23 protein-coding genes are annotated in these 22,566 nt (G+C 44.6%); 2 read left to right on the plus strand and 21 right to left on the minus strand.

Translation table 11 applies throughout. The annotated features are described in order from the left end of the window. Positions 1-170 precede the first annotated feature (170 nt). Positions 171-368 carry a hypothetical protein gene (locus tag MH117_RS17155; protein WP_239330463.1) on the minus strand — a complete coding sequence of 66 codons (198 nt, stop codon included), beginning with the start codon at positions 366-368 and terminating at the stop codon, positions 171-173. A 169-nt stretch (positions 369-537) separates the two neighbouring features. On the opposite strand from MH117_RS17155, the gene MH117_RS17160 reads away from it, so the two are divergent. Both MH117_RS17160 and MH117_RS17165 read left to right on the plus strand, forming a co-directional pair. Further along, a complete protein-coding gene (locus tag MH117_RS17160; RefSeq protein ID WP_239330465.1) occupies positions 538-960 on the plus strand; it encodes an SRPBCC family protein in 423 nt (140 codons plus the stop codon). After that, positions 960-1,316, plus strand: a complete 357-nt coding sequence (locus MH117_RS17165) for an ArsR/SmtB family transcription factor (protein ID WP_239330468.1) — start codon at positions 960-962, stop codon at positions 1,314-1,316. The genes MH117_RS17160 and MH117_RS17165 overlap by 1 nt, the downstream gene beginning before the upstream one ends. A 93-nt stretch (positions 1,317-1,409) precedes the next feature. Here MH117_RS17165 and MH117_RS17170 read toward each other — a convergent pair whose 3' ends face one another. From MH117_RS17170 to MH117_RS17265, 20 genes are all read right to left on the minus strand, one after another. After that, positions 1,410-4,742 (minus strand): DUF5704 domain-containing protein, encoded by a 3,333-nt coding sequence (locus tag MH117_RS17170; protein WP_239330471.1) that lies wholly within the window; start codon positions 4,740-4,742, stop codon positions 1,410-1,412. Positions 4,743-4,994: 252 nt separating this feature from the next. Continuing rightward, entirely contained in the window at positions 4,995-6,206 is a 1,212-nt protein-coding gene (locus MH117_RS17175; protein ID WP_239330473.1) for an S-layer homology domain-containing protein, read from the minus strand. Positions 6,207-6,374: 168 nt separating this feature from the next. After that, entirely contained in the window at positions 6,375-6,884 is a 510-nt protein-coding gene (locus MH117_RS17180) for an S-layer homology domain-containing protein (RefSeq protein ID WP_239330475.1), read from the minus strand. A gap of 2 nt (positions 6,885-6,886) precedes the next feature. Next, positions 6,887-7,561 carry a hypothetical protein gene (locus tag MH117_RS17185; RefSeq protein WP_239330477.1) on the minus strand — a complete coding sequence of 225 codons (675 nt, stop codon included), beginning with the start codon at positions 7,559-7,561 and terminating at the stop codon, positions 6,887-6,889. A gap of 34 nt (positions 7,562-7,595) precedes the next feature. Continuing rightward, positions 7,596-9,086 carry a protein kinase domain-containing protein gene (locus tag MH117_RS17190; RefSeq protein WP_239330479.1) on the minus strand — a complete coding sequence of 497 codons (1,491 nt, stop codon included), beginning with the start codon at positions 9,084-9,086 and terminating at the stop codon, positions 7,596-7,598. Between the two features lie 26 nt (positions 9,087-9,112). Continuing rightward, positions 9,113-9,739, minus strand: coding sequence for a TadE/TadG family type IV pilus assembly protein (locus MH117_RS17195; protein ID WP_239330481.1), 627 nt, complete (start codon positions 9,737-9,739; stop codon positions 9,113-9,115). Between the two features lie 31 nt (positions 9,740-9,770). Next, the gene (locus MH117_RS17200) at positions 9,771-11,894 is read right to left on the minus strand and encodes a hypothetical protein (protein ID WP_239330483.1); all 2,124 of its coding nucleotides are present in this window, start codon (positions 11,892-11,894) and stop codon (positions 9,771-9,773) included. 30 nt (positions 11,895-11,924) lie between these two features. Beyond that, on the minus strand, positions 11,925-12,701 hold the full coding sequence (locus MH117_RS17205) for a TadE/TadG family type IV pilus assembly protein (protein ID WP_239330485.1): 777 nt from the start codon (positions 12,699-12,701) through the stop codon (positions 11,925-11,927). Then, entirely contained in the window at positions 12,701-13,555 is an 855-nt protein-coding gene (locus tag MH117_RS17210) for a PP2C family protein-serine/threonine phosphatase (RefSeq protein ID WP_239330488.1), read from the minus strand. The genes MH117_RS17205 and MH117_RS17210 overlap by 1 nt, the downstream gene beginning before the upstream one ends. Position 13,556: 1 nt before the next feature. Continuing rightward, the gene (locus MH117_RS17215) at positions 13,557-15,050 is read right to left on the minus strand and encodes a DUF6382 domain-containing protein (RefSeq protein ID WP_239330491.1); all 1,494 of its coding nucleotides are present in this window, start codon (positions 15,048-15,050) and stop codon (positions 13,557-13,559) included. 13 nt (positions 15,051-15,063) lie between these two features. After that, on the minus strand, positions 15,064-15,579 hold the full coding sequence (locus MH117_RS17220) for an A24 family peptidase (protein WP_239330493.1): 516 nt from the start codon (positions 15,577-15,579) through the stop codon (positions 15,064-15,066). 32 nt (positions 15,580-15,611) lie between these two features. Further along, on the minus strand, positions 15,612-15,788 hold the full coding sequence (locus MH117_RS17225) for a Flp1 family type IVb pilin (RefSeq protein ID WP_239330495.1): 177 nt from the start codon (positions 15,786-15,788) through the stop codon (positions 15,612-15,614). Positions 15,789-15,832: 44 nt separating this feature from the next. After that, positions 15,833-16,696 carry a type II secretion system F family protein gene (locus MH117_RS17230; protein WP_239330497.1) on the minus strand — a complete coding sequence of 288 codons (864 nt, stop codon included), beginning with the start codon at positions 16,694-16,696 and terminating at the stop codon, positions 15,833-15,835. A 5-nt stretch (positions 16,697-16,701) separates the two neighbouring features. Continuing rightward, entirely contained in the window at positions 16,702-17,655 is a 954-nt protein-coding gene (locus MH117_RS17235; RefSeq protein WP_239330499.1) for a type II secretion system F family protein, read from the minus strand. Between the two features lie 4 nt (positions 17,656-17,659). Then, complete coding sequence (locus tag MH117_RS17240; RefSeq protein ID WP_239330501.1) at positions 17,660-18,910, minus strand: TadA family conjugal transfer-associated ATPase; 1,251 nt, start codon at positions 18,908-18,910, stop codon at positions 17,660-17,662. Beyond that, positions 18,907-20,016, minus strand: coding sequence for a P-loop NTPase family protein (locus tag MH117_RS17245; RefSeq protein ID WP_239330503.1), 1,110 nt, complete (start codon positions 20,014-20,016; stop codon positions 18,907-18,909). Before MH117_RS17245 ends, MH117_RS17240 begins: the two co-directional genes overlap by 4 nt. A gap of 141 nt (positions 20,017-20,157) precedes the next feature. Next, on the minus strand, positions 20,158-21,138 hold the full coding sequence (locus MH117_RS17250; RefSeq protein WP_239330505.1) for a hypothetical protein: 981 nt from the start codon (positions 21,136-21,138) through the stop codon (positions 20,158-20,160). Further along, the gene (locus MH117_RS17255; RefSeq protein ID WP_239330507.1) at positions 21,125-21,676 is read right to left on the minus strand and encodes a hypothetical protein; all 552 of its coding nucleotides are present in this window, start codon (positions 21,674-21,676) and stop codon (positions 21,125-21,127) included. Before MH117_RS17255 ends, MH117_RS17250 begins: the two co-directional genes overlap by 14 nt. A 13-nt stretch (positions 21,677-21,689) precedes the next feature. After that, complete coding sequence (locus tag MH117_RS17260) at positions 21,690-21,983, minus strand: hypothetical protein (protein WP_239330510.1); 294 nt, start codon at positions 21,981-21,983, stop codon at positions 21,690-21,692. Between the two features lie 98 nt (positions 21,984-22,081). Next, entirely contained in the window at positions 22,082-22,561 is a 480-nt protein-coding gene (locus MH117_RS17265; protein WP_239330513.1) for an ABC transporter permease, read from the minus strand. Between the last annotated feature and the right edge of the window lie 5 nt (positions 22,562-22,566).

Raw genomic sequence — 22,566 nt, forward strand, 5'->3', positions numbered from 1 at the left:
TAAAGCATAAACGAGGAGATAGCGCTCCCTATCCTAATGGTAGGGCGCTATCTCTTTTTTTATATGTTGATAGCAGTTTTGTCTTTTCCACATATTCAGTTCGTTTACGCCATCGCTATTATGGATTACAGCTCATTAACCATAAACAGTTTGATCATGCGACTTCATGTTTATTTGCCCCAATCTTGAGGGAGACTTAGTAGAACAACATCTTCTTGCAGCGATGAATAATAACTTTTCCCCATCTTAATTTTATTTTTCAACATCCATGCTTCAAGTGTAATTGAATCAAATTTCCATGTTTGAGCCTTACTCCATACTCCTAAAAAATTTACCAGAGCCATTAACTTGAAACCAAATGGTTTCATATTATATCATATAATAAGCACACTAATAAGAAAGTTTGTATTTGATCGCGGTTAGCACGAATTTCAGAGCACCCATCCGTCATTTTTTAAATGATGGAACATGGAACATTCAACTGTAGCCACACTTCATCACCTTATTTTTCCACTACATTTAAAATGGAGGTTCATCATGACACAGCAGCAATCACTTCCCGATATTATCAAGACCATTACATTAAACGCCCCCATCCAAAAAGTGTGGGAGACCGTAGCCACTGGTGCAAATATCGCAGCCTGGTTTATGCCTAATGACTTCGAACCTGTGCTTGGGCATCCATTCTCGATTCACTCCCCTTACGGTGTGTCACCATGCAAGGTGACAGTAATTGACCCGCCGCACAAGCTGGAATTTACGTGGGGACCGGATTGGATCATTACATTTGAATTAAAGGAAGGCGCAGATGGCACGACAGAATTCACGCTTACCCACGGAGGATGGAAAGAAAATACCAGCACTGAAGTGGGTATGTCGCACGCTGAAGTTCGCAACCGGATGAACAACGGTTGGGAATCAGCTGTGCTGCCAAGATTGCGCGAATTGGTGGAGGCTTAATGACTTCCGCACCAAAACATGATGTCTTTCAAGCGATCGCCGATCCAACTCGGCGTAAGCTGCTGCGTCTGTTAGCGGATCAGGAGATGCCTGTCACTGCGATCAGCAGTCACTTTCCAATGAGTCGCACAGCCGTGTCGAAGCATTTGCGTGTGCTGGCAGAAGCAGGCCTTGTCAAAGACAAGAAGATCGGTCGCGAGACGCGCTACCATCTGCAGCCGGAGCCGCTGCGCGAGCTCAAGGATTGGCTTGCTTATTACGAGCGCTTCTGGGATAACAAGCTGAACCTGCTAAAGCTGCTTGTAGAAGCAGACGACCTGGATAACATTAAGCCTACAAGGCCGAAGTCGCTGTAGCCTATTGAAGGTATTAGAAAAAGGACAGTCTCTACTCGCGAGACTGTCCTTTTTCTTGTGCCGAAGCCTTGTTGTTCATGACCCATTCCGTGCCTAATGCGGCACCTGTGCATCAAAGTCATCCCGACTTGACTTGTCACCATGGTAGAATATGATATCCCCATCTGACAGACTAAAGCGGTTACCATAAGGATCTGTGTAGCTGTTACGGTATCCTTCCAGCTGCCATTGGTTCATCAATGGTCCGTAGATGTACTGTAAATGCGGTGCATTTACGTTGCCGTCCCGGATCGATTCCAAGTTAAAGTTAACAACGATATAACCGTTACGCAGGAAAATGGGCGACTTCTCGTCCAGCTTGTTCTTCCGTCCATACTCTGCTAGGTTCGTCCCTCTCGACACCGCATACACGTCTGCTGGAAGACTGTAGTCCCCGTACCATTTCTGCACCGAGGCATACGCCCGCTGGTAGTCAACTCCTGTTGGAATCTGTTTCGGACCAATCAACGTCCTCACCTGATAAGGAAGGATCATCCAATTGTACTTTCCAACGAGCGTCTTCTCCTTGGCTTTTCGGATATACTCCTGTACGAATTGCGTTCGGCTCATATGTCCGATCTGACCAAACGTGTAGTAGTGATCATAAATATACAAAGCCGTATCCGTCATTTCCTGCTCCGACACATTACGCATCCTGTCATTCAAGATGACATATCGTCGTTCCGTATCATCTGGCGATCCGATTCGCACAAACCGCTTGGTGTTCGAGTGGTAATACAAGTCTACCGCTTGGCGTTTCGTGCCTGTCTTGTCCACAAAGTAGAAATTGGGCGTAATTCTAACGCCATCCTTGCTGTCGAACATATTCCCCTTTGACTTTAGCTCGAACTTAAAATGGTAACCTGTCTTAACAGCCACGTTCTTGTAGCCGCTATTGGGATGACTGCCTGGGGCTATGCTGAGCACATACGGATTGTTGTTGCCTCGCGGTTCACCATCGATATCCCCTTTGCCTACCCAATAGGAGGTTCCTTTTGGTGTTGTTCCATTGTTCTGGCGGAACACAGAGGACCAGTTATAATCGGCGATGTCCGTAATCTTGAAGTCGTACAGCCGTCCGATCACTTCAATCGGAATCGTATCCGAAGCCCTGTGATGCTGCAAATCCGTATTGGCATTGCGCTGATCTGTCACATCTGACGGAGCATTCTCCGCCGTGCTCCGGAATTCGACCGTATAATCGCCTTCGTCTACCCACACCGGAAGAAAAAAGTCGGCCCGTTCCTGCGTAACTGGAATGGTAATCCAGGTCTGCTTCGGATAGAAAGTTCCTCGATCCGCCGTATACACGTCAAATGGGAACCGTACTTCTTTCATCCGGAAGTACTTGGCATAGTCCCGATTCCCGTACCCAGGGATATTGCGATGCTGCCCGCTTGTTGGCATAAACACGGAAAACGGTCGATCCAGAATAAACGCGGCTCGATTGGGATTCGGCTTAGTCTTCTGATTGTGCGGCTTGTCATCCGTGGCTTTCGCATAAATAACGACAGGCGTGTGGACAGTGACCGTGTTCATGCCGTTAATGTCAAAGCTCTTGTCTGCCCCACCTTTAATGTTGCCTGGGATGAGCTCGTAATAGATCTTGCCTGTTGTAGGTTGATTCAGTTTATTAACAAGTGTGTTACTAATGACCAATCTATCTTTATATAGGACGTTCTCATCAATCATAACAGGCTGAGGTATTCCTATTGGTGTGGGTGCTGTCTTATCCACCAAATTATTATTCATGATCGTAGTTCCATTAAACACCACCTTATCATTATTTACTTTGTTCTCCTTGACTTCTGCCTCTGCTTTTGATTTAAATAACGAGTCTTCTGTTGGTGTTAGGGGTTCAGTTGCCCCACCGGGTACAGTTTGCTTACCTAGATTGACCTTACCGCAAGGCTGCGGATGGACGTGGCTATCGACAGCCTCTTTGTTGTCCGATTCCAAATTCGGAGGTGTGTACCCTTGCGGATTTAGAGTTATTAAAGTACCGTATCCGCCCAGCGCATAATTAGACACGGTAGCACGATTCAATTTATAAACCTCAAGATTATCGATCTGCCAGTAGTTGTACTCGCGTTTTATAACGATATTCTTCGTAACAGGGACATCAAGTTCCATAGGCTGAGCTGGTATTCCAGGCACTCCAGGCACTGTAGATGGAACTGCTGGAATTGTCCATGTTTTATGATAAACTTTCGTTACAGTTACAGTGTATGTAACCTGCCCTGTCATATTGGCCCACTTGCTTTGATATAAATAATTCATCCCCAATACATTTGCAAAGAGGCTTTCAGATGTAGGTATTCCCTGGTTTACATTAAATACTTCTGCTCCACGGTTATCAGCCCTTAACATCCCGGTCACTGATGGTACCATTACCCCCTCAGAAGTTATACTCCTTTTACTCGGCGCACCTATAATGTATGTGCATTCTCCGTCTTCTTTAGGATCACAATCTTCCACTGTAACAGTGCTGGTTTTCAATTCGTCTATGTTTTGAGTAGGATCTTTAAAATGTGCGGTTATGGTGCTGCTTCCTTCAACTCCTTGTGAAGTAACTCTCCCTGATTGATCGATTGAGACAATTGACTTATTAGAGCTACTCCAACTTAAATTCGTATGGGAAGTTAGATCATACGTTCTCCCATCCGCCTTAGTTAGATGGGCTTTTAGTTGAAACGTAGCGGCACCATCTGATACACAAAATTTATGAGAATCCACAGTTAGGCCAGGTTCTTGTGTAACTTTTATAATGGCATCATCAGATATCCGATATGTACCATTATCCCAAATAGCCCTTATTCTTACCGTTCCGGACTTTTGGCCCGTCACTTCACCTTTTGCATCAACCGTTGCAATTGATTCATCTTCTGAGGACCATTTCGTTTCTGAACGTGTTCGGATATCATACCAAATCCCCCATTCATCAGACCCCCATGCTTTAGTTCTCACACTGCCATTTAATTGTTTCTGTTCCCCTACACCAATAGTGGAATCAGGGTTAACATCAATTTCTTTTTCTTCATAAATCTCACCCTTCCAGACAATGTTAACTGGTGTTTCATACATGACACTCATTTTAGGACATCCGTTAGGCCGTTTCATAAACTCATCATATTGGCTTTTCTCTCTGTCCCCCCCAGTTTTAGTCGTAATCTTAGCTGTTTTTTTCCCGATAACTATAGGATCTCCAACGGGATAGTATGTATCTGTATAAATCCACATGACTGTATCTAACTCTACGTTATCTACCGCACTACTAGATATAACATTCCCATTATAGGACCATGATGTAGCTGGCCATCGCGATAAATCTACCTCATCTGGAATTTCACTCAAAACGGGATAGGGTGCTTCACACGTCCCTCCCATATTAACAATGGCACTAGATCCCGTATAATCAGCCTTAAATTTACCATTGTCTAATTGATACCAATAGACCCCAGGAACTGATCTCCTTTTATCAGACTTAATTATTTTTGGTTTTGGACTTACTTGTTTTTTGGGAGGGTTAGGCAATGCAAAAATTTGATTTATCGGCATCACATATATAATAGTGTTTGCTAAAAGGGCTAAAATAACAATCATGCTTATATATTGCCTATTCTTCATGTTTTCCCCCAATTATTTATAAATTCCAACAAAATCTCCATTGTCCGATTTCAAGCTATAAGATGCTGTCCCATTTTTATCAATAACAGACATCGTCCATACTTTCTTCGTTGTTCCTTTTGAAAAGAATTCGGACACATTGCTTAAAGGGATTGTAGGAATATGATTAATAGTAGATATATCATCTTTTATCCTTGAAGCAGAAACCAATGAACTTTCGATGCTATTATTCATACTGTTTACCGTTATTTTGTTAGAATTGGAGGTTATAGAAATTTCATTAAATATTAAATAGTAATCTTTCATATTTTCCGAGATAGATTTCACAAACAATTTGGCATAGACTCCTGATCCCTTATTAGCTGTATCCACCACGATCATTCGGTGTAACTTCATGATGGCGATATTATTTCTCAACGAGATCTGCTTATCTGTTATAACAGAAAAATTATTCTTGATTCCATTATTCTTAAGATATCTATAAGGAGTAAGCGACTCAATATTGGTTCCCGTTGTTCCCACTTCTCTTAATTCGTTTAACGCCTTATAATTACGAGCATTAGTTCCTTCCACATCGGCATATCGTAATAGAATAGAAGTAACTTCGGCTCTAGTCGTTGTTTTGTCCAGCCTAAAAGTTCCATCCTCGAAGCCTTCACTTATCCCCGTACCTTTAACTAAAGCAATATAAGGAATTTGTGATTCAGCGATTTTACCAGTAAAAATTTCAGGAGTAGGCAATAAGGTTTTTTTTGTATTATCTAGCGCTTCCTCAAAACTTGGTTCTGATTTTACCAGTCCATTCGAGAGCCATTTCATCATTTCGTACCTTGTTAATGAACGATCTGCTCCAAAATTGTTGGGATAATCAGAAGCCTGAATAAAACCTAATTCAGCTAACTTCATTACACTTTCTTGGCTCCAATGTCCTTTAATATCTGGAAACATAACATGACTATTTTTATTTTCTAGCTTTGTAACACGACTTAAAATAGTTGCATATTCGGCTCTTGTTATTGTTGCATTAGGACGAAACGTGCCATCGGGATACCCACCAATATATCCATGTTGAATAGCTTTCTTAATATCTGATTCCGCCCAATGCCCTGTTATATCCGAGAATGATACCGATTGTGCATTCGCATGTGAGGGCTCCTGTGAATGAATAAGTACGCTCCCCATAAACAGAAACGCAACTAGAAAAGTAGATAAAAGTTTTTTCAAATGAAATGCCTCCTTCTAAATTCATTGTATCCAAATGTTAAAAATAACATCGAGTCAACTGAGAAGGATGATTTCAATCCCCCTTTCAGTTAACTGTGTTTCCCACCAGGGAACCATTACGAAAATTTGCTTGTAAATTTCCAAGTGTACTTCCTTTAGGCCCTATTATTAAAAGTGTCTTTCACCCTTTCCTAAATGTGGTACCTGTGCATCGAAGTCATCCCGACTTGACATGTCACCATGGTAGAATACGACATCCCCATCTGTCAGACTAAAGCGGTTGCCATAAGGATCTGTGTAGCTGTTGTGGTATCCTTCTAGCTGCCATTGGTTCATCAAGGGTCCATGGATGTACTTGTAAATGAGGTGCATTTGTCCCTGCTGTGCATCTGGGACTGGCAATGACATCGATCCTACTGCCATTCGAATAAGCTCGGCCTTTGTCACATTCCCATTCGGCTTAAACGTCTGATTGGGATATCCATTTACATAGCCAGCTTGGATCGCCTTTGCAATCGCTGCTTCGCCCCAATGTCCCTTCGTATCCACTAGCTGTGTTGCTTGTGGCTCCGCATAAGCCGCTTCCTGTCGGGGATATTCACCTATCATACTTGCCAGCAAAATCAATGCTGTTAAGGTTGCAATTAACTTCCTCCTAACGTCGATATTACTCGCCAATCTTACTTGACCTCTTTTAATTGAGCGATTATATTCGGTTGATCTTTTTTATTGTTTCGCAGCGTAATTTGCAAATCTTGTGGATCATTCTTGAGATACGCATATTCGAAGCTTACCAGTGTTTCACCCGGTTTAATTTCCCGCCCCAACAACTCAAAATGGGAGTGATATTTATCGCCCAATCCTTCTTCCAACTGATCAAAGCGTATATGTGTAATCTCACCCTTCTCGTAAGTGTTGTTACCTATTGCAAGCCAAGGTTGCTGAGAACTTAGCGGCATATCAAATTCATTGTTGGGGCTGGCCGTCACCGTTGTCTTTAAGGCAAGCAGGTAAGGATTCGCGCTTTGATCAGGTGTATGTTTAGCGTCAAAAAAATCAGGCTTTAAGATGTAAACTCGATTGAGTTGTACTTTGATGTCACCTTGATCCCCAGTATCCGGACCTACGATTTCGTATTCCTTCACAGTATAATCTTTTAATTTCTGTTCAAAATCCTGGTCTGTTGCGACAGCGTCGGATGGCTCAACTTCCTTAGTTGCTTGTTCAGCAGATTTCCCCGCGGTTGACTGCTCGCCTGCTGTATTCGATGATACAGGGTCAGACGACTCCTTTCCTGAGCATCCCGCTAACACCATTACAGAAATAGCGATGATCACCAGCCATATTTTCTTCATCTAAACATTCTCCTTATCTATAAATTAGTCGTAATTACCTTCTTTTGAACCATCTTTTCATCAAAGATTCCGACTCTTGTGTCATTAATGGAACAAACTCCATCAGCCGTGTCTCTACATCCTCACTTGCATGGAACGGGTCTGGACTATAGGGAATGGGTTTTACTCTTAACTTAGGCACTCGCTTTTGAATATCTTGCAAGACTTGTTTAGAAGCAAAGGGAACGCCCAATATCCATCTGCCATAGTCAGCATTTTGCTGCTCTTGATAGAATTGCATAATATGAGGCTGTCTCCACTCACTGCCTGCCCCAACCACGATAGGGATATGGGCACGAAGAAATTCTCCGTAGTAATCTGAGCGCTGATAATAGCCTATATCATAGATAATATAATCCGGCTTTGCAGCCAATAGCTCTGCCATACTTGGAATATCGCAAGACTTGATATATTCGACGCCGCGCATTTTAAAGCGCTTTGTACTCATTGGTCCATAGTCCACACCTTCATATACACATTCAATCTTCTCATAATCAGACGCTGTGCTTGCCTCCACCAGACAGACCGAATATTTTTTCTCTGCCAGCATATGAGCAATCATGATCGAGGTGTGGGTACTGCCAACTCCGCTAGCAATTCCTGCAACTGCGATCACGATGCTGCCCAGTCCATTTGTTCGAGACGTCCCCCCTATTGGTGTTGAATCTGAACGTTCTAACGATATGTCCAAATTTCTGAGGTCACTCTTTAATTCGGCTGCAGACTGATAACGATCCGTGGGATTCATTTGCAGCAGCTTATGCACGATACGATTAAGCTCATCAGGTGAATCGGGGTTGAATTCAGATACGCTCTTCTGCTGGATATAATAATACTGGCCCCCGCTTAACAAGTAATACATCACCGCACCCAGCGCATACAAATCGGTTCTATGATCGGTTTGCCGATTCTCGAACTGCTCCGGCGCAGCAAAGCCGATTGTGCCTAATTGAACGGTGTCTGTCTGCTGCCCTTCCTTAAAGCTTCTGGCAATTCCAAAATCAATAATTCGAACATTGTCATTTTCATCAATCATAATATTAGAAGGTTTCATATCCCGATAAATAATCGGTTCCGGCAGCTCATGATGGAGGTAATGGTACAAATCGCATACTTGCAACGTGTACTTGAGGATAAGAGATAGTGCCATCCTTCCTCCAGCCCGTTCATATCGTCTGGAGAGTGTCTCGCCGCGTATATAATCCATAACCAAATAGCTGAATCCATCAGCATCAGGCGGATAATAGTCTACAATTTGCGGCAAATAAGGATGACTTAATTGGGTGAGTAAATCTGCTTCTGCAATCAGATGTTCCATATTGGCATGTTTTAAACGAGTCTCTTTGACAGCCCATTTCTTACCTTTCAGCTTCATATCTTCTGCTAGGTAGACGGTGCCCATGCCCCCACGTCCAATAATGGAAATAATTTGATATCTATTACCTAACATATCGGCAATTTGGAGTTTATTTGTTAGTTCGTTCACCTTAGTCACTCCTAATCAAGTAAAGATTATGTATTGCCTATCCATACTCGTTCATAGGCCTTCTTGCGCACATTAATCTCTATTGTAAAAAAAGGAATCAGCAGCTTTTGTTTGTATTGAGCTTCAATGCCTAGATAGGCTTTGCTTTTGTCAAGAAAATTAGGAACATCTAAGTGTATGATTTCGAGCCTGCCGGGATCTAAAATAGACTTGTCCGCATATTGAGTCATAAAAGACTTTAAGGGGCCACGAGCGTATTGAATAACTTTTTGATTCGCCCATTGTTCTCCTTGGTTGTATGCATTGTTAGCCATCCCTCGCAATTGAAACGCTAGATCCAACATCTCTTTTGGAATTAATGCTGCGGGTCCCCCCAGCACCTGCCCATTGCTCTCCATACTCGTCAACGTATCATTCGCCTTTGACACAACATCCGCAATTACTGTAATTTTGCTAGTCTGTAACGTCTTTTCCACCGCATACATGTAAACTGCCAGTTGTTTTGAGGACTGGGATACTGTAGAGCGCAAAGACATGTCTACAATCGATAACTGAATTAGTGCGATTAATGCTAGCACAAAGGCAAGAAACCACGGCAGTATGAGCGCAGCTTCTAAAGTTAGGCTTCCTTCCTCATCTCGTGTGAGCTTCATCTCTTTTCAGCCCCCTGTTCGTATTATGAGTTTAATAAGAAGAGGCCGCCGATTTTGTAATATGGAATCTATTCTTCTGAACTTCCCCACTAGCGATTCCGGTCAAATTCAGCACACGAATTATCCCCGGCAGGAACCACAACTTGACAGATGTTTGTGAGTTCCCCTCTGTATAGGTAGCCAGCTTAGATAAATCCTTATCCGTATTTAATTGAATAAGTGCCTGCATGCGGGCCATCATCTTTGTTTCATTGCCATGTATCAACATAAAAAGACGCAGATAGTCCTTATAAGTTAGCATGATCTTATCAAAGCCTGGCCTATTCATGATCTCTACGCCGTCAGGATGATTTTCAGGGCTCAGCAGTTCCACAATATCTGTGGCTGCATGCAAGGCTGCGTACGAGATGGCCCCTAAAACAAAAGTCCAGGGTGTTGCTTTTAAAGGAGCGTTTGTTGGATCTAATATAAACTCTGTCATTCTTAACAGAAAACGAGCAGAAAAAAGTTCTGCGGAAGCGGCGCTTAAGTTTCCTTCACATGAATTAAAACCATACAAGATGTATTCCGCTTCTTGATTTTTCAGCTTGTGTTTACTAAGATTAGGCTCAACAATCCCCTTCTTTACATAAGCAAAATGGTTGAACTTTGATAAACCGTACTCATCTACATATAACTTATCTCTGAAGTCTAATAATTTATCACCGATACTTCCCATCAATAGATCACTGAAGCCTGCGCTGTGCTCCTGCATTTCTTCAGGGTCCTGGGGGATTTCCTGAGGATATTGTACAAGACTGTCTGTTGTTGGTAGATAGGCACTATAATAGGATTGCACCTTATCGTACTTTGCTCCTGAATTTACACAAGCCACCGTTACACGCTTAGCAATTCTTAAGCTGGCTTCAGCCAGATTTTGCTTTGCTTTCTTCTCTAGCTTTTTTCTTTCCGCTTGGTTGCCTTGGTGCTCTGACGTCATCTCATTTAACTTCTGTAAAAGTGACCCCATCTCGCTTAGTTGTGTGGAATCCAGTTGACCTAACGAACTTAAGTTAAAGCTGGAATGAAAACGATCATATGCAGACGACACTTTTAGGACATGTTGCTTTAGTTGATTGAAAAAGGCATCTCCATACACTTTGACACTGGCAAAGTCAGTCGTATCACGTTGATTCATTTGCCGAAGCTTTGATACTAGTTGCTCTTTTTGCACCTTGATCTCATGATCCAGCTTCATAGCCGGCTGCACATTCTTATCAAAGGACTCTTTATCCTTTTGAATTTTCCCTCGCAATTTATCCATACTTTTTTTTGTTTCGATCAGCAGTCTCAGCAGTTCTTCCCACTTTTCTCTCTCCGCTCTTTTGGCACTTGCCTCATTTTGCAAGGCTACGATTTGACGGGCCAGACTTGCAGATGTAGCCGGATTGTTGGAGGTTTGCATCGCAACAAAGCTGATTTGTCTTTCAATATCCCCAATCTGTTGATTTAAGTTCCGTATTTTATCGTTTAACGACGTTTCAGTCTCATTGCCAATTCTGTTCAGGTTCGCTCGATAAGTAGGCAAGTTACTGTCCAAGCCTTCTTTAATGGATTTGGCTGCCGTTAGCAGCTTATCAATATGATCCTGTCTCTTCTCTATTTTCTTTTCAAGCTTCTTCGCCTCTCTTGCAAATGCTACCGAACCGTGCATCATGGCATCGGCTTTGCTGCTCGTAAAAGCATCAATAATCCCCATCGTCAGCTCAAGCGGGGCACGATATTTCATTTCCTCTAGTATTTGCTGCTTTAATACTGGGTGCTCTTTTAGCGTATGACTAGCTGCGGCACTTATCGATTCCAACATCGTATCGGTATAGGTGTAACTGTTATTGTCCAGCCCTTGTGGTAAATTATTTTTGATAACCGTCTGCATGATCGTATCCATACTGGTTTGACCCGCATCCATCCCGTACAGTCCGTAATCTTGCACCTTTACGTCAAACGAGGACATAACAGAGTCAAGGGCTGTCTTCAGAGCCAATTCCGACTCCCTTTCCGCAAGCTTTATCCTTGCAAAATCGATGAGCACAGCGTTAAAGAAAAAAATAGGAGCTATTAGCACGATCAAGAACACGGAAACCGCTCCCCGGTCCCCTTTAACAAAACGCTTCATATAACCCCTCATTCCCGTACAGTCCCTAGCTTATTTCCCTGTGAACATATTAAACACAGTGATAAGATCTGTATAACTAAATACTTTGCCTGGCTTATGCACTTTGTTCCGCTCTACAAAAAAATAGGTCAACCGCTCAGTAAAATATGTAGCAAAGTCAACCGTTCTCATAAACTCTGCCGGCTCAGCAATTCTAGCAATGGCTTGCTGCTTCACAATTCCATTCCCAAGAAAACTGGCTACAAAAGAGGGGAGCTTTAATTGGGTTTGAAGACAAACCGTAATTTTGCGGTCAACTATTTTATTTTGGTAATTGATATTCCCCTGAAAATAGCTTAAATTTGCGGATGCATACTTGTTTATCTTCTGTTGCACCAGCCCACTCCCCCCTTTACCTGTCGGAAGCGAGACATTGGTGCCCTCATTCGGGATCTGGCATAACCCACTATCACTGTCGCTGTTTACGCTTCCCGTGATTCGATGCATCAAAAATACGAATGAATCCGTTGCGTTATCATCAAACAATCGCCAATATAATTGATTTTCTTTGCCGCCATGCTGCGCATCGATCGCGTACTTGCCCGTAATGGGCTCTCGCTTAGAATTGTCCCAGTTATGTGCAATTCTTTCAGCCGCCGTTGTTGCTGCATAATATAAGCTGACTTTTTGATACACGTACAGACTAAAAAAGATAAACATAATGGTTATAAGAAAAATGATAGGAAACAGCATTGAAGCCTCGATCGTAAAATTTCCTTGCTCGTTTCTGTACAGTGATGCTCGGGGTGAATGACACTTTGCTGACATTAGCATCCCCCTCTCTTCATTCGGATCCGGAGCAGCATTTTTTCAAAAGCAGACCCCGTCTTTCTACTGGGACCGATCATAAGCAAAGTTAAGTTATCCGCAGCTCCCGCCTGATAAGCTTTATGGATGAGCTTCTCGCTTATTGCTTGATACTTATTGCTTGTTCTGCACGCTAACTCCGTATGCCCCTGTAATTCCTCTTCCGCAAAGGCATGGTGAAATCCATCCGTGCTTAATAGAAACAAGTCGTTCGCACCATACTTTCCTGTTCGTAGAAATGGCTGTATCGTACCTTCCATTCCAATACATTGAAGTAGGACATTACGCTTGGGGTGCGTCCTTGCTTCCTCTCGGCTTAAGAGCCCATCTCTTAGCTGAGCAGCAACCCAAGCATGATCCTCAGTCAACTGTGCAAGTAGGACCGTATCCAGCGACATTTGATATACTCTGCTATCTCCAATATGTACAATTGCATAATCTCCATCGCACAGGAAGACAATGCTCATCGTCGTGCCCATGTGATGGCCTCTTTTTTGTTGTTCAAGCTGCAGCATACGCTGCGCCTCAAAGCAGAAATTATAAAGGCCTGTCCCGATGCGCCCAAAAGGATTATGTTCCCTCCACATGGGATCCAGTTCATGATCCAGCCAGCGCTTAAAGTCTTGAACAACTAGTTCACTTGCTATTGCACCTTCTTGAAGCCCCCCCATCCCGTCAGCCACGATTGCAGCGCCATAAGGCTGACCTGATGGGGCAATACCCAGGCGCAGCCAAGCCCTATCCTCATTTTGTTGCTTCTTCCCAATGTGTGTGGCGAGTCCATACACGTACGGGACACGGTGCGCCCGTTTCACGTCAGCCCCTTATATGGAAGGTAAATTCCGTCTTCACCGTACGGAACGTGTCTCCCTCTTTCAACACGTACATTTTAAATGGCACCATTGTCTCCCCATTTAACGTTGTTCCGTTTTTGGAACCTAAGTCTTTAGCCATGTATTCAGATCCCATTCTTAGCAGTTCTACATGTGTCCGTGACACGCCTACCGTATCATCTACATAATTAACTTGGTCCGCATCACGGCCGATCATATACCGATCCACATTCAAGCCCAACTCGGAGCGATGTCCGTCCTTTGTAATCTCGAGATAAACAGTGGGCTGTCCCATTGTAGCCCCTATTCCTATGCCGTTTAAGAGCACCGTTTCCTCCACCGGTGTTAACAGCACCGTCTGATCAGTCAACTGCGGCTTTGCGGAGAGCTCCTGAGGCAGCTCTTTCCCTTTTTTACTTTTCTTTTGCTTGACAGGCTTGATGGATGCCGCATTACGTGCTTCCACATCTAAGGGAGCATTTGCTGTCTTGCCCCCCCCAATAGGCTTATTCATTTTGGCGAAGTTCGGGCGATACACCTTCGCATAGGTATACACAAGATTAACGCAAAGTACAGTGACACCTAATGCCACAAGCATTGCAGGCTCTGTGTTCACGTCGAGATACCACTTCCATATGGCCGCTGCGCCAAGTACCGCAATAGCGTAGAGATAGATTTTCTCGCGCTGTGTGAGTGGCGGCAGCTCAGTTGGCGCAGCGGCCGATGCAGCGGCTCCGTCAGCTGCCGTCGCACTTGATGCAGGCGTCTCCTTCGCAGCCCGCGGCTTCGCTTTAACTGACGGCACCGATTCGTGCCGTAACGGCGGTATCGGCTGAGGCACCGCTGCGGCTGCAGGCGCCTCCATGCGAGCTGCTGCCGACTGCTGGGCAGACGTCTGCCCATGCTTAGCTGCATGCAGCAGCTGCTTCATTTCGCTCCAGCGGAACTGATTCTTGCTGAGCAGCTCCATCATCGGCTGGAAGCCATAGCCTTGGAACGGCTTTACATGCCCGATGAGGCGCAGACACAGCTGCTTGAACGCTTCTCCCGTACCAGGCTTGTCAGGAATCGACTGGAAAGGCAAATATGTCAAGTACACATCCTCCATACTGGAGCCAATGTATATCAGTTGTTCGTCTAGTATGAAGTGCTCCTCCATCAGCATATATTTGCCACTGTCATCCAAAGCACTGGCAATACCGTATAATAATCCGTAATAATCGGACTCGGATAAACCTCTGATGTTGATCGTATCCAACAATTGGGTGCGAGAACCGATGTCGTATCGAATCTTCATCTGCATATCCATCTGTTCGAATGTAGCCGGCAGCAGCTTCGGAATCGTGTTGGACTGCAGCATCCGAACCTGAATTGCGGCCATATGCTGGACAGTTAGCTCCTGCTGCTGACCGAATTCAATATAATTTCCGTTGTCATTTTTGTAATTGTAATGTAATTGATAAATAACGTTCTCCATACGGTTCTCCCTCTCACATTAAGAAATAGTACCAAGTGGTTGTAATCCCCGGTAACACGGCATACATAAACGGAAACTGTAAGTTTTTCTGTTTGGCGATGCTGGTCACGGCTTCTTTATCCCGAAACGCGGCAACACGAAACAAATAGCCGAATAAGCCCCGGATACGTATGAAGAACTGTTGCTTCCAGAGCAGAATAACAAGACCGATTAGACCACCATATACGATGGAATACATAATGCTGTATAAAGAGAATTCCATGCCCGTGATCCCGCCAATAGCAACAAACAGCTTAACATCACCTGCGCCAATCGCTTTAAACGCATAGAGCAGCACAAGCACAACGAATGCGACACCCGCACCAAGCAATGAGAAAAGGAGGCCGTCCCAGCCATTTCCTATCAAATGGAAGGCCACTCCTACAACGAATCCAGTAAGTGTTAGCCAGTTTGGAATTCTCTGTTTCGTTGCGTCTGTATAAAATGCGATGAGTGCGAATACCACCAAAAGATAGTATTGAAACGGCATAAAGAGACCCCCTGTAACATTTTTATTACTTTCTACTTATCTATCGTTTTAATCTTGGTATCAGAAGACCTGAGTAAATCTTCAACCCATTTCACGATTTTTTCTTTAAACAGTAAAACGATGATAACAATAATCGCAATAATCAAAATAATTTCCAACGTCCCAATCCCATCTTCATCTTTCCACAGCTTTTTAAAGAAGTTTGCCATGTTCAATTCCTCCCCTAAATATGGTTTACAATCTCGTGTTTCCACTACTTCATCATCATCATGGCTGGCGCTCCGACGATAATCATGACAACCAAGAAAATTATCATCATCGGAAACACCATCTTGGACGAGGCCTCTTCGCCCAGCGTCTTCGTCACCGCCTTGCGCTTGGCCCATAAGTCCTGCGACAAACCTTGCAGCGATGCGACGAACTCCTCACCTCCTCTGCGGTAATTCATCAAGACGGTAGTAACAAATATGGATATCTCCTGCATGGCGCATCGCTTGCTGAAATCCTCCATCGCCTGCGGGAACGAGTAGTTGTTGCTCACTTCCGAAGATACTTGCTGAAGCTCCGCATACAAAGGATGATCATGCATATGCTTCTTCTGTTCAACGCAGCGAATGATTGCCTTTTGAACCGTCTCACCAGCATTTACGAGCAATGTGATGCGACTAAGAAATTCCGGCAGCTCCAACGTAATCGCCTGCTTGCGCTTTTGTATTTTTTTGTCCAAGTCCTTCACCATCGAAAATGGAACCAATACAGTAAGGAGCAAACCGATGAATAAATAGGTCGTATCTCCTTCTGCAACCGCAGGAAGCACAAAACTGATTACGAGCAGCAAAAGGACAAAGGACACCATCTGGGCTAAAAACATTCTCGTATGGCTAATACCTTTACGACTGCCGTATAACTGCACAATCTTCTGATGAATGTGCAAATAAAATCTCGAAGAACGTTCCACGATACGAAGTCGATCGATCAGGGCCAATGAGGAAGGAGCAAATGCGTTTAACTGAAAACCTTGTCCATTCTCCTTCACGAATTCGTCATACTGCTTTCCAGCCATCAGCTTCAGTCCCAAAATAAGCAGAACGACGATACCTGCACCTGCAAGCATCATTCCTATCACACCTTTATGTTCATAATGCGCTGTATAAGGAACAACGCTCCGATTAAGATAACAAGCGCCACCGTCATAATGACATAACCTACTCCCGTATACAGTGGTGCCATATAGTCAGCCGACATATATCCAAGCAGAGCCACCAACCCGAAAGGAATGATGCCAAGCGCCCTTGCTTCGAATTTTTTCTGTGCAATCATGACCGAGATATCCTGCTTGATCTCCAACTTTTCCCCGATAATATTTGCCGTTCTGCGAATGACTTCGACTATATCGCCACCGGAACGCTTACAGGTAACGAACACATCGGCAAAATTGGCTATATCCTCAATATCCGCTCGTGCGCTAAAGTCCTGAAGCGCCGCTTCAATCGGCTCCCCCGTTGCAACCCGGTTATTGATAATCTCGAACTCTCTCAAAATATAAGTGCTAGGATCGGGATACAGCAGTCTTAGATCCTTTAACACCTCCCGGAAAGCGTTCTCTACCGATTTGCCTGCCGCAAGCGACGAAGATAGGGAATATAGAGCTTGTTTAAACTGCAAGCTTAATTCGTCCTTCCGTTTCTGCATCAATTGCTTCCTTCGCAGCTTGGGATACAATAAGCCCAACAAGGCGAGCAGCACAGCCATAATGACATTTTTATAGAAAATGATGCCGATCGCACCTAACATGACGCCAGCAAGTATTATGGCAGACAATCGTTCTACTAGCGACAATCGGTAAATGGAATAATCGATTACCCCGCCTGCCTTAGCCAGTATACTGTCTTTGTCGGATTTGCTGCCTGACTTAGATGCAGCACGTCCCTCACGATCCGGTTTGTCTTTCCCCTGGTGAGTCACTTGACCTGCTGTATTTACATCTTGATCAACTTTTCGCTTCCGCTTGTCGACCATTACAAATACCACCCAGAGAACAAGGCCAATTGCAACAGCTATTCCGATAACTTGCATGGACTTAAGACCTCCCTTCCATGACTAGATCGATATCTTTGAAGCCAGCCATCTGCAGCTTCATGGCTTCTCGCAATCGATTGCCGGTAGATACGAGCCCGCCGATAATTTTGCCTTCTGGCGTTTCCCCTGTCTCTACGAATTGATAGAGCGGATTCAACTCGATCTCACCGTTAACAACGCCGATAATTTCGGATATTTCTACGACCTTGCGTGACTTGTCCCGCAGCCGCGAGAGATGGACCATGATGTCAATCGCTGAACTGATCTGCTTCCGTACAACTTCAACTGGTAGATGCGCTCCGCTCAGCACCATAGTTTCAAGTCGACTCAACATATCAACCGTTGAGTTCGCATGCCCTGTTGACAGCGATCCATCATGACCAGTATTCATCGCCTGCAGCATATCAAGAGCTTCGGCGCCCCGTACCTCTCCGACGACAATTCGATTAGGCCGCATCCGCAGCGAGCTTTTGATCAGTTCGCGGATCGAAATCTCGCCTTTGCCTTCCGTATTGGCGTTTCGAGTTTCCAGACTAACGAGATTGGGGACGCTGCGAATCTGCAGTTCAGCCGAATCTTCAATGGTAATAATCCGTTCATCGTCCGGTATATAGTTGGATAACGCGTTCAGGAAGGTAGTCTTCCCCGATCCTGTACCTCCGCCAATGAAAATATTGTATCGGGCCTGCACAAGCATCTTCAGGAATTGAGCCGCCTCTCCAGTCAAGGAGCCGATCTTGACCAGATCTTCAACATCAAGTGGCTTCTCTGGAAATTTTCGGATTGTCATCGTTGGCCCTTTTAGTGCAATAGGAGGCAACACCACGTTAACCCGTGATCCATCCTCCAGACGCGCATCCACAATTGGCGAGGATTCATTTACGACACGGTTCACTTTGCCAACGATAATCTGGATAATATCTTCCAGCTTCTCCTTACTTTCAAATGCTGCATCATAACGCAGCACCCGGCCGTCACGCTCAATAAATATTTCATCGTGACCATTAATCATTATTTCTGTAATCGATTTGTTGTTAATGAGAGGCTGCAGTACATCCAGCCCACGGAAAGAATCATAAATACGCTGAATAAAAGTCTGTTTCTGCGATGCGGTCAAATAGTGCTGTTCCGAATAGCGGAACACGGTATCCTCAACGAACTCAAGCAGCTTCTCGTCAGACACCTCACTTGTCACGTCCAGATCGCGTCGAATCTGCTCCTTCAGCTGAGCTACAAGCTGCTCGTCGTTCATATTGATGCCCCCTGCGCCCCGAACGAACGAGCAAGCTGCGCAATTTGATCGTTAAATGGCTTACTCGACAGCAGTTGCTCGCCATCCGTAACCGCTTTCCATTGGGGTACATACGGTAGCCGGAACAGAGACGGATAGGACTGCAGAAGGTCCGCATTCATGTCACTACCCAGGTGCTTATTTAAGAGGAAACGACTCTTATCCATCAGCTGACTAACAACTGCATGCTGTTGAAGCATGATACGCGTCTTCGTCAAACAAGACAGATCGTCTAGCAGCAGCCACAGCACCGTATCGCAGCGCCTTAATAGCTCGACTGTTCGGGCATCTGTTCCGGTATCCAAATCCACAACGATAAACTCGTACAATCCCAGGTTCGCAATCGTTTCTACTAATAGTGTCGCACCCTCAGCTGACAATTCCTCAATCTCACGTATATGACGATGAGAATTGAAGTAATCAAAGCCCAAGTTGGATTCACTCGCCTTTAACGTTTCAAAACGAGCAGCAAATTTCTGATGATCCGTATTCATAAAATAGAGAAGCTGCGAAAAGTTCTGGTTGTCCATCGTCTGCATGTACGCTTCGCTTGAATTGAGCAGCTCCAGGTTCAAATAAAATACGCTGTGCGCTTGCGAAGCCAGTCCAGCAGCCAGATTCACGGCCGTGACTGTCTTGCCGCTGTTGCCAATTGCCGAATAAACAGCTATCACAGATGTCGTGGTGCTGGCGCTTTGCTCCGCTGCATAGCGGCCATTGTTATCCACATAAGCTTCAAACACTTTGGATAACAGCTGATTTAACGGCTGATATTTGTAAAATACCGGGACAGATGTCACCTGATCTTCCAACAGCACATTAGTCTCTGTAAGATGCAGCAGCAGATGTCCAGATGATAGGTCTAACGATGTCATCTCAATAGCGCCCGGATTAATGAGAAAAATGACACTGCCTTGCATGGTGCTGGTAAATTGCTTCAACGTCCCTTCATTGGAGAAGGTACGGATGACAAAGCGGCCCGCAAATTCCGAAGTGTGTATGTAATGCGACAGCATTTCCAAATACTGCTTATCCTGATCCGCAACGACCAGCTCTAATTTGGCCAAGGATGTCTCCTCCTTTCGGCTATTACATTTGCATAAAACCGCCAATAATTAAGATAAGTGATATAACACCTAAAATGATGGATATCCGCTGCTGTTGCTTCAATGCCTTACACCCCAATCCCAGATACGATCTGATGCAACTTATGGAACATTCAAACAGCGCTTCGGATAATATCCGTGTGCCGCTGCTTCCTTCTCGCTTACAAAGGTCTCCTCAATCGTCGCCGTAAATGCGCAATCGCTCCGATAATAATACTTAATGCCGTTCTCTTGAACGCCATACACGACAGGCTTGCGGACCAGTCTGCCCCCGCCCAGTGCATAATTGTTATACGCTTGATCGCCAATCGGAATGCCCTGCAAAAATGCAATCATGCCGATGTCGTTAATCGTGTTGTTCCATTCCTCTTGGGAGATGGACGGAAGTGAGAACATATAAGTAATGCCATACCGAGTCACATATTGATTGTGCTTATTGATAACACGTGCGAGGTCTTGCTGAATAGTATCCACAATAACCCGCTGCCGTACCTGCTCGAAAGTATCTGCTTGTTGCAATAAGTCAACGCTTACACTAGTACTTAGATCAGCTCGATAACCCTCGTACCAAGTACGTAAAGTAGGATCGTAGACGCGTACATAGTCGTCCAGCGTAAACGCATAGCTGCGGCCTACTGAGTCACTATAAGCGTAAGGTTTCTTCGGGCTGAACACATGTTTGGCTTCAAGCACCCCTCTTGCATTGCGATATTCCTCAACCGCATACGTATAATACCCGTCATAATCAACAATCACGATCGCCGGAATATAAGCCTTTAATACGCCTTGTCCAATCGGATCTTCCTTCAGACGAAAGTTCAACACCAACGTCTTAAAAAAGGTGTCCACAGCCATTTCCTTGTTAGCCCGAAAATATTTGAGCGATTGATACTGCACTTCGAAGTCTTGCTTCTCATTCAAGCTGAGCATCTTGGCAGCATCCTGTGCTGCCGTGCGGAGAGCAGCGTCATACTGCAGTTCTAGACGATTCACGGTCTTCTGATCGTCAATCCGAAAGCCCATAATGAGGAACATAGGAACAACGATTAAGACAAAAATAAGGGCAAGATTAGTAATCTTCATTTAATACCATGCCCCCGTAATTTGCCGTAATCACAGCCGCGTTACCAGTGTTGGAGCCGTTGAGCCAATCCCGAATCAAAGTGCCCTGCGTCCGGTTGCGGTTTGCGACCTTAACGGTAAAAAAGTCTCCGGCTGTTAGTTTGTACCGCCGCCTACTATCTCTCTGGTCCCACGTATTATCTGGGAACAAAATCGCCTTTACCTCTGCCGAGTAGAACCCGTCGTAATGTACCTCGAACTCATTCTGGAACGTGCCCGGATCTGTCGGATTCGTATACACCGGATCGTATTTCTTGTGCAGATGCTCAAGTTCCACGTCATACAGGTTGCCAGTTGACGCTAACGTACGCTCAAATTCGTTATACATCGTCGGAGTGATATAGCCTTTGCTGCGCACCGCATCTACGAACTGAACGGCAGCCCCGTGCGCCACTAATGCAGACAAGTCATCCTGACGCTCTGACGCTTCAGATGCTGGGTATACGTACAGCAACAACACTGCGATCAGAATGGCAAATAATTTAGAGATAGCGTTCATTTGTCATTTCTCCTTACACCCGTACAAAGCGAATGCGCTGCAAACCGCCGTCCGTACCTCGGACATACTCCGACCGATAGGTGCTCCGCACTTGAATCATTGACAAATCGGTCGTATGAAGGTCAAGATCGGGGCGAAACGTAACGCCCCCTAGCTCAATCTCAACGCCGATGGACCGGATTAAAGCTACTGTTTGCAGCACCTGCGTCCCCGAATACGTCTCATTCGAATTGTCTTCGTTTCCAACCATCGTATTTTTATCAAACTGCTTTGCCTGATTATGAGCAGCTTGTACTGCCTGCTCCATGCTTCTTAATAGCATGATGCAAGCTGTTAGCGCCCCGAGAAACAAGATGAAGGCAGCACTAAATATAAGCATTTTCTGAAATGAATTGTCCATAACTGCTAAGGTGCTTGTTGAAATTGAATTCCACGAACGACATTATTTCCATCCCGAATGACCGTCCCCTTAAATTTTCCGGAGGGGTTAATATATGAATTTAATGTCTCGTCCAAAGCTGTGTCCAACTTAACGTTACGATCTTGGGGATTATTGATTTCACCTGTATCCGTAAACGTATTCCCATAAAATGTTGAGCTGTTGCCAGATGATCCGGCCGATTTTGCGGTCGTAACTTGCACGCCAAACTGATCCTTCTTCATATATTTTCGAATTGTATTTAATACCTGACTGCCGGAAAGGGTTGTATTGTCATAAATGCTGAATTCTGTCTGTGATAGCTCCGTCTGCAGATCCGAAAATTTGCTTTGCGCTTCCTTAGAGGCATCCTGTGCCGATGTAAACAAATTTACCACTAGTGTAATCAAGGCAATCGTCAAAAATAGTCCCGCTGCCACCAACAGCGCTCTTTGTGCATTACTCATGCTTC

Source organism: Paenibacillus sp. ACRRX, assembly GCF_022346885.1.
Classification (GTDB): Bacteria; Bacillota; Bacilli; order Paenibacillales; family Paenibacillaceae; genus Paenibacillus_B.

Excerpts from the sequence above, each read along its gene's own strand:
- MH117_RS17155 (WP_239330463.1), bottom strand. The coding sequence starts at position 368 with ATGAAACCATTTGGTTTCAAGTTAATGGCTCTGGTAAATTTTTTAGGA.
- MH117_RS17160 (WP_239330465.1), top strand. The coding sequence starts at position 538 with ATGACACAGCAGCAATCACTTCCCGATATTATCAAGACCATTACATTA.
- MH117_RS17165 (WP_239330468.1), top strand. The coding sequence starts at position 960 with ATGACTTCCGCACCAAAACATGATGTCTTTCAAGCGATCGCCGATCCA.
- MH117_RS17170 (WP_239330471.1), bottom strand. The coding sequence starts at position 4,742 with ATGGGAGGGACGTGTGAAGCACCCTATCCCGTTTTGAGTGAAATTCCA.
- MH117_RS17185 (WP_239330477.1), bottom strand. The coding sequence starts at position 7,561 with ATGAAGAAAATATGGCTGGTGATCATCGCTATTTCTGTAATGGTGTTA.
- MH117_RS17195 (WP_239330481.1), bottom strand. The coding sequence starts at position 9,739 with ATGAAGCTCACACGAGATGAGGAAGGAAGCCTAACTTTAGAAGCTGCG.
- MH117_RS17200 (WP_239330483.1), bottom strand. The coding sequence starts at position 11,894 with ATGAAGCGTTTTGTTAAAGGGGACCGGGGAGCGGTTTCCGTGTTCTTG.
- MH117_RS17205 (WP_239330485.1), bottom strand. The coding sequence starts at position 12,701 with ATGTCAGCAAAGTGTCATTCACCCCGAGCATCACTGTACAGAAACGAG.
- MH117_RS17215 (WP_239330491.1), bottom strand. The coding sequence starts at position 15,050 with ATGGAGAACGTTATTTATCAATTACATTACAATTACAAAAATGACAAC.
- MH117_RS17220 (WP_239330493.1), bottom strand. The coding sequence starts at position 15,579 with ATGCCGTTTCAATACTATCTTTTGGTGGTATTCGCACTCATCGCATTT.
- MH117_RS17225 (WP_239330495.1), bottom strand. The coding sequence starts at position 15,788 with ATGGCAAACTTCTTTAAAAAGCTGTGGAAAGATGAAGATGGGATTGGG.
- MH117_RS17230 (WP_239330497.1), bottom strand. The coding sequence starts at position 16,696 with ATGATGCTTGCAGGTGCAGGTATCGTCGTTCTGCTTATTTTGGGACTG.
- MH117_RS17235 (WP_239330499.1), bottom strand. The coding sequence starts at position 17,655 with ATGCAAGTTATCGGAATAGCTGTTGCAATTGGCCTTGTTCTCTGGGTG.
- MH117_RS17240 (WP_239330501.1), bottom strand. The coding sequence starts at position 18,910 with ATGAACGACGAGCAGCTTGTAGCTCAGCTGAAGGAGCAGATTCGACGC.
- MH117_RS17250 (WP_239330505.1), bottom strand. The coding sequence starts at position 21,138 with ATGAAGATTACTAATCTTGCCCTTATTTTTGTCTTAATCGTTGTTCCT.
- MH117_RS17255 (WP_239330507.1), bottom strand. The coding sequence starts at position 21,676 with ATGAACGCTATCTCTAAATTATTTGCCATTCTGATCGCAGTGTTGTTG.
- MH117_RS17260 (WP_239330510.1), bottom strand. The coding sequence starts at position 21,983 with ATGGAGCAGGCAGTACAAGCTGCTCATAATCAGGCAAAGCAGTTTGAT.
- MH117_RS17265 (WP_239330513.1), bottom strand. The coding sequence starts at position 22,561 with ATGAGTAATGCACAAAGAGCGCTGTTGGTGGCAGCGGGACTATTTTTG.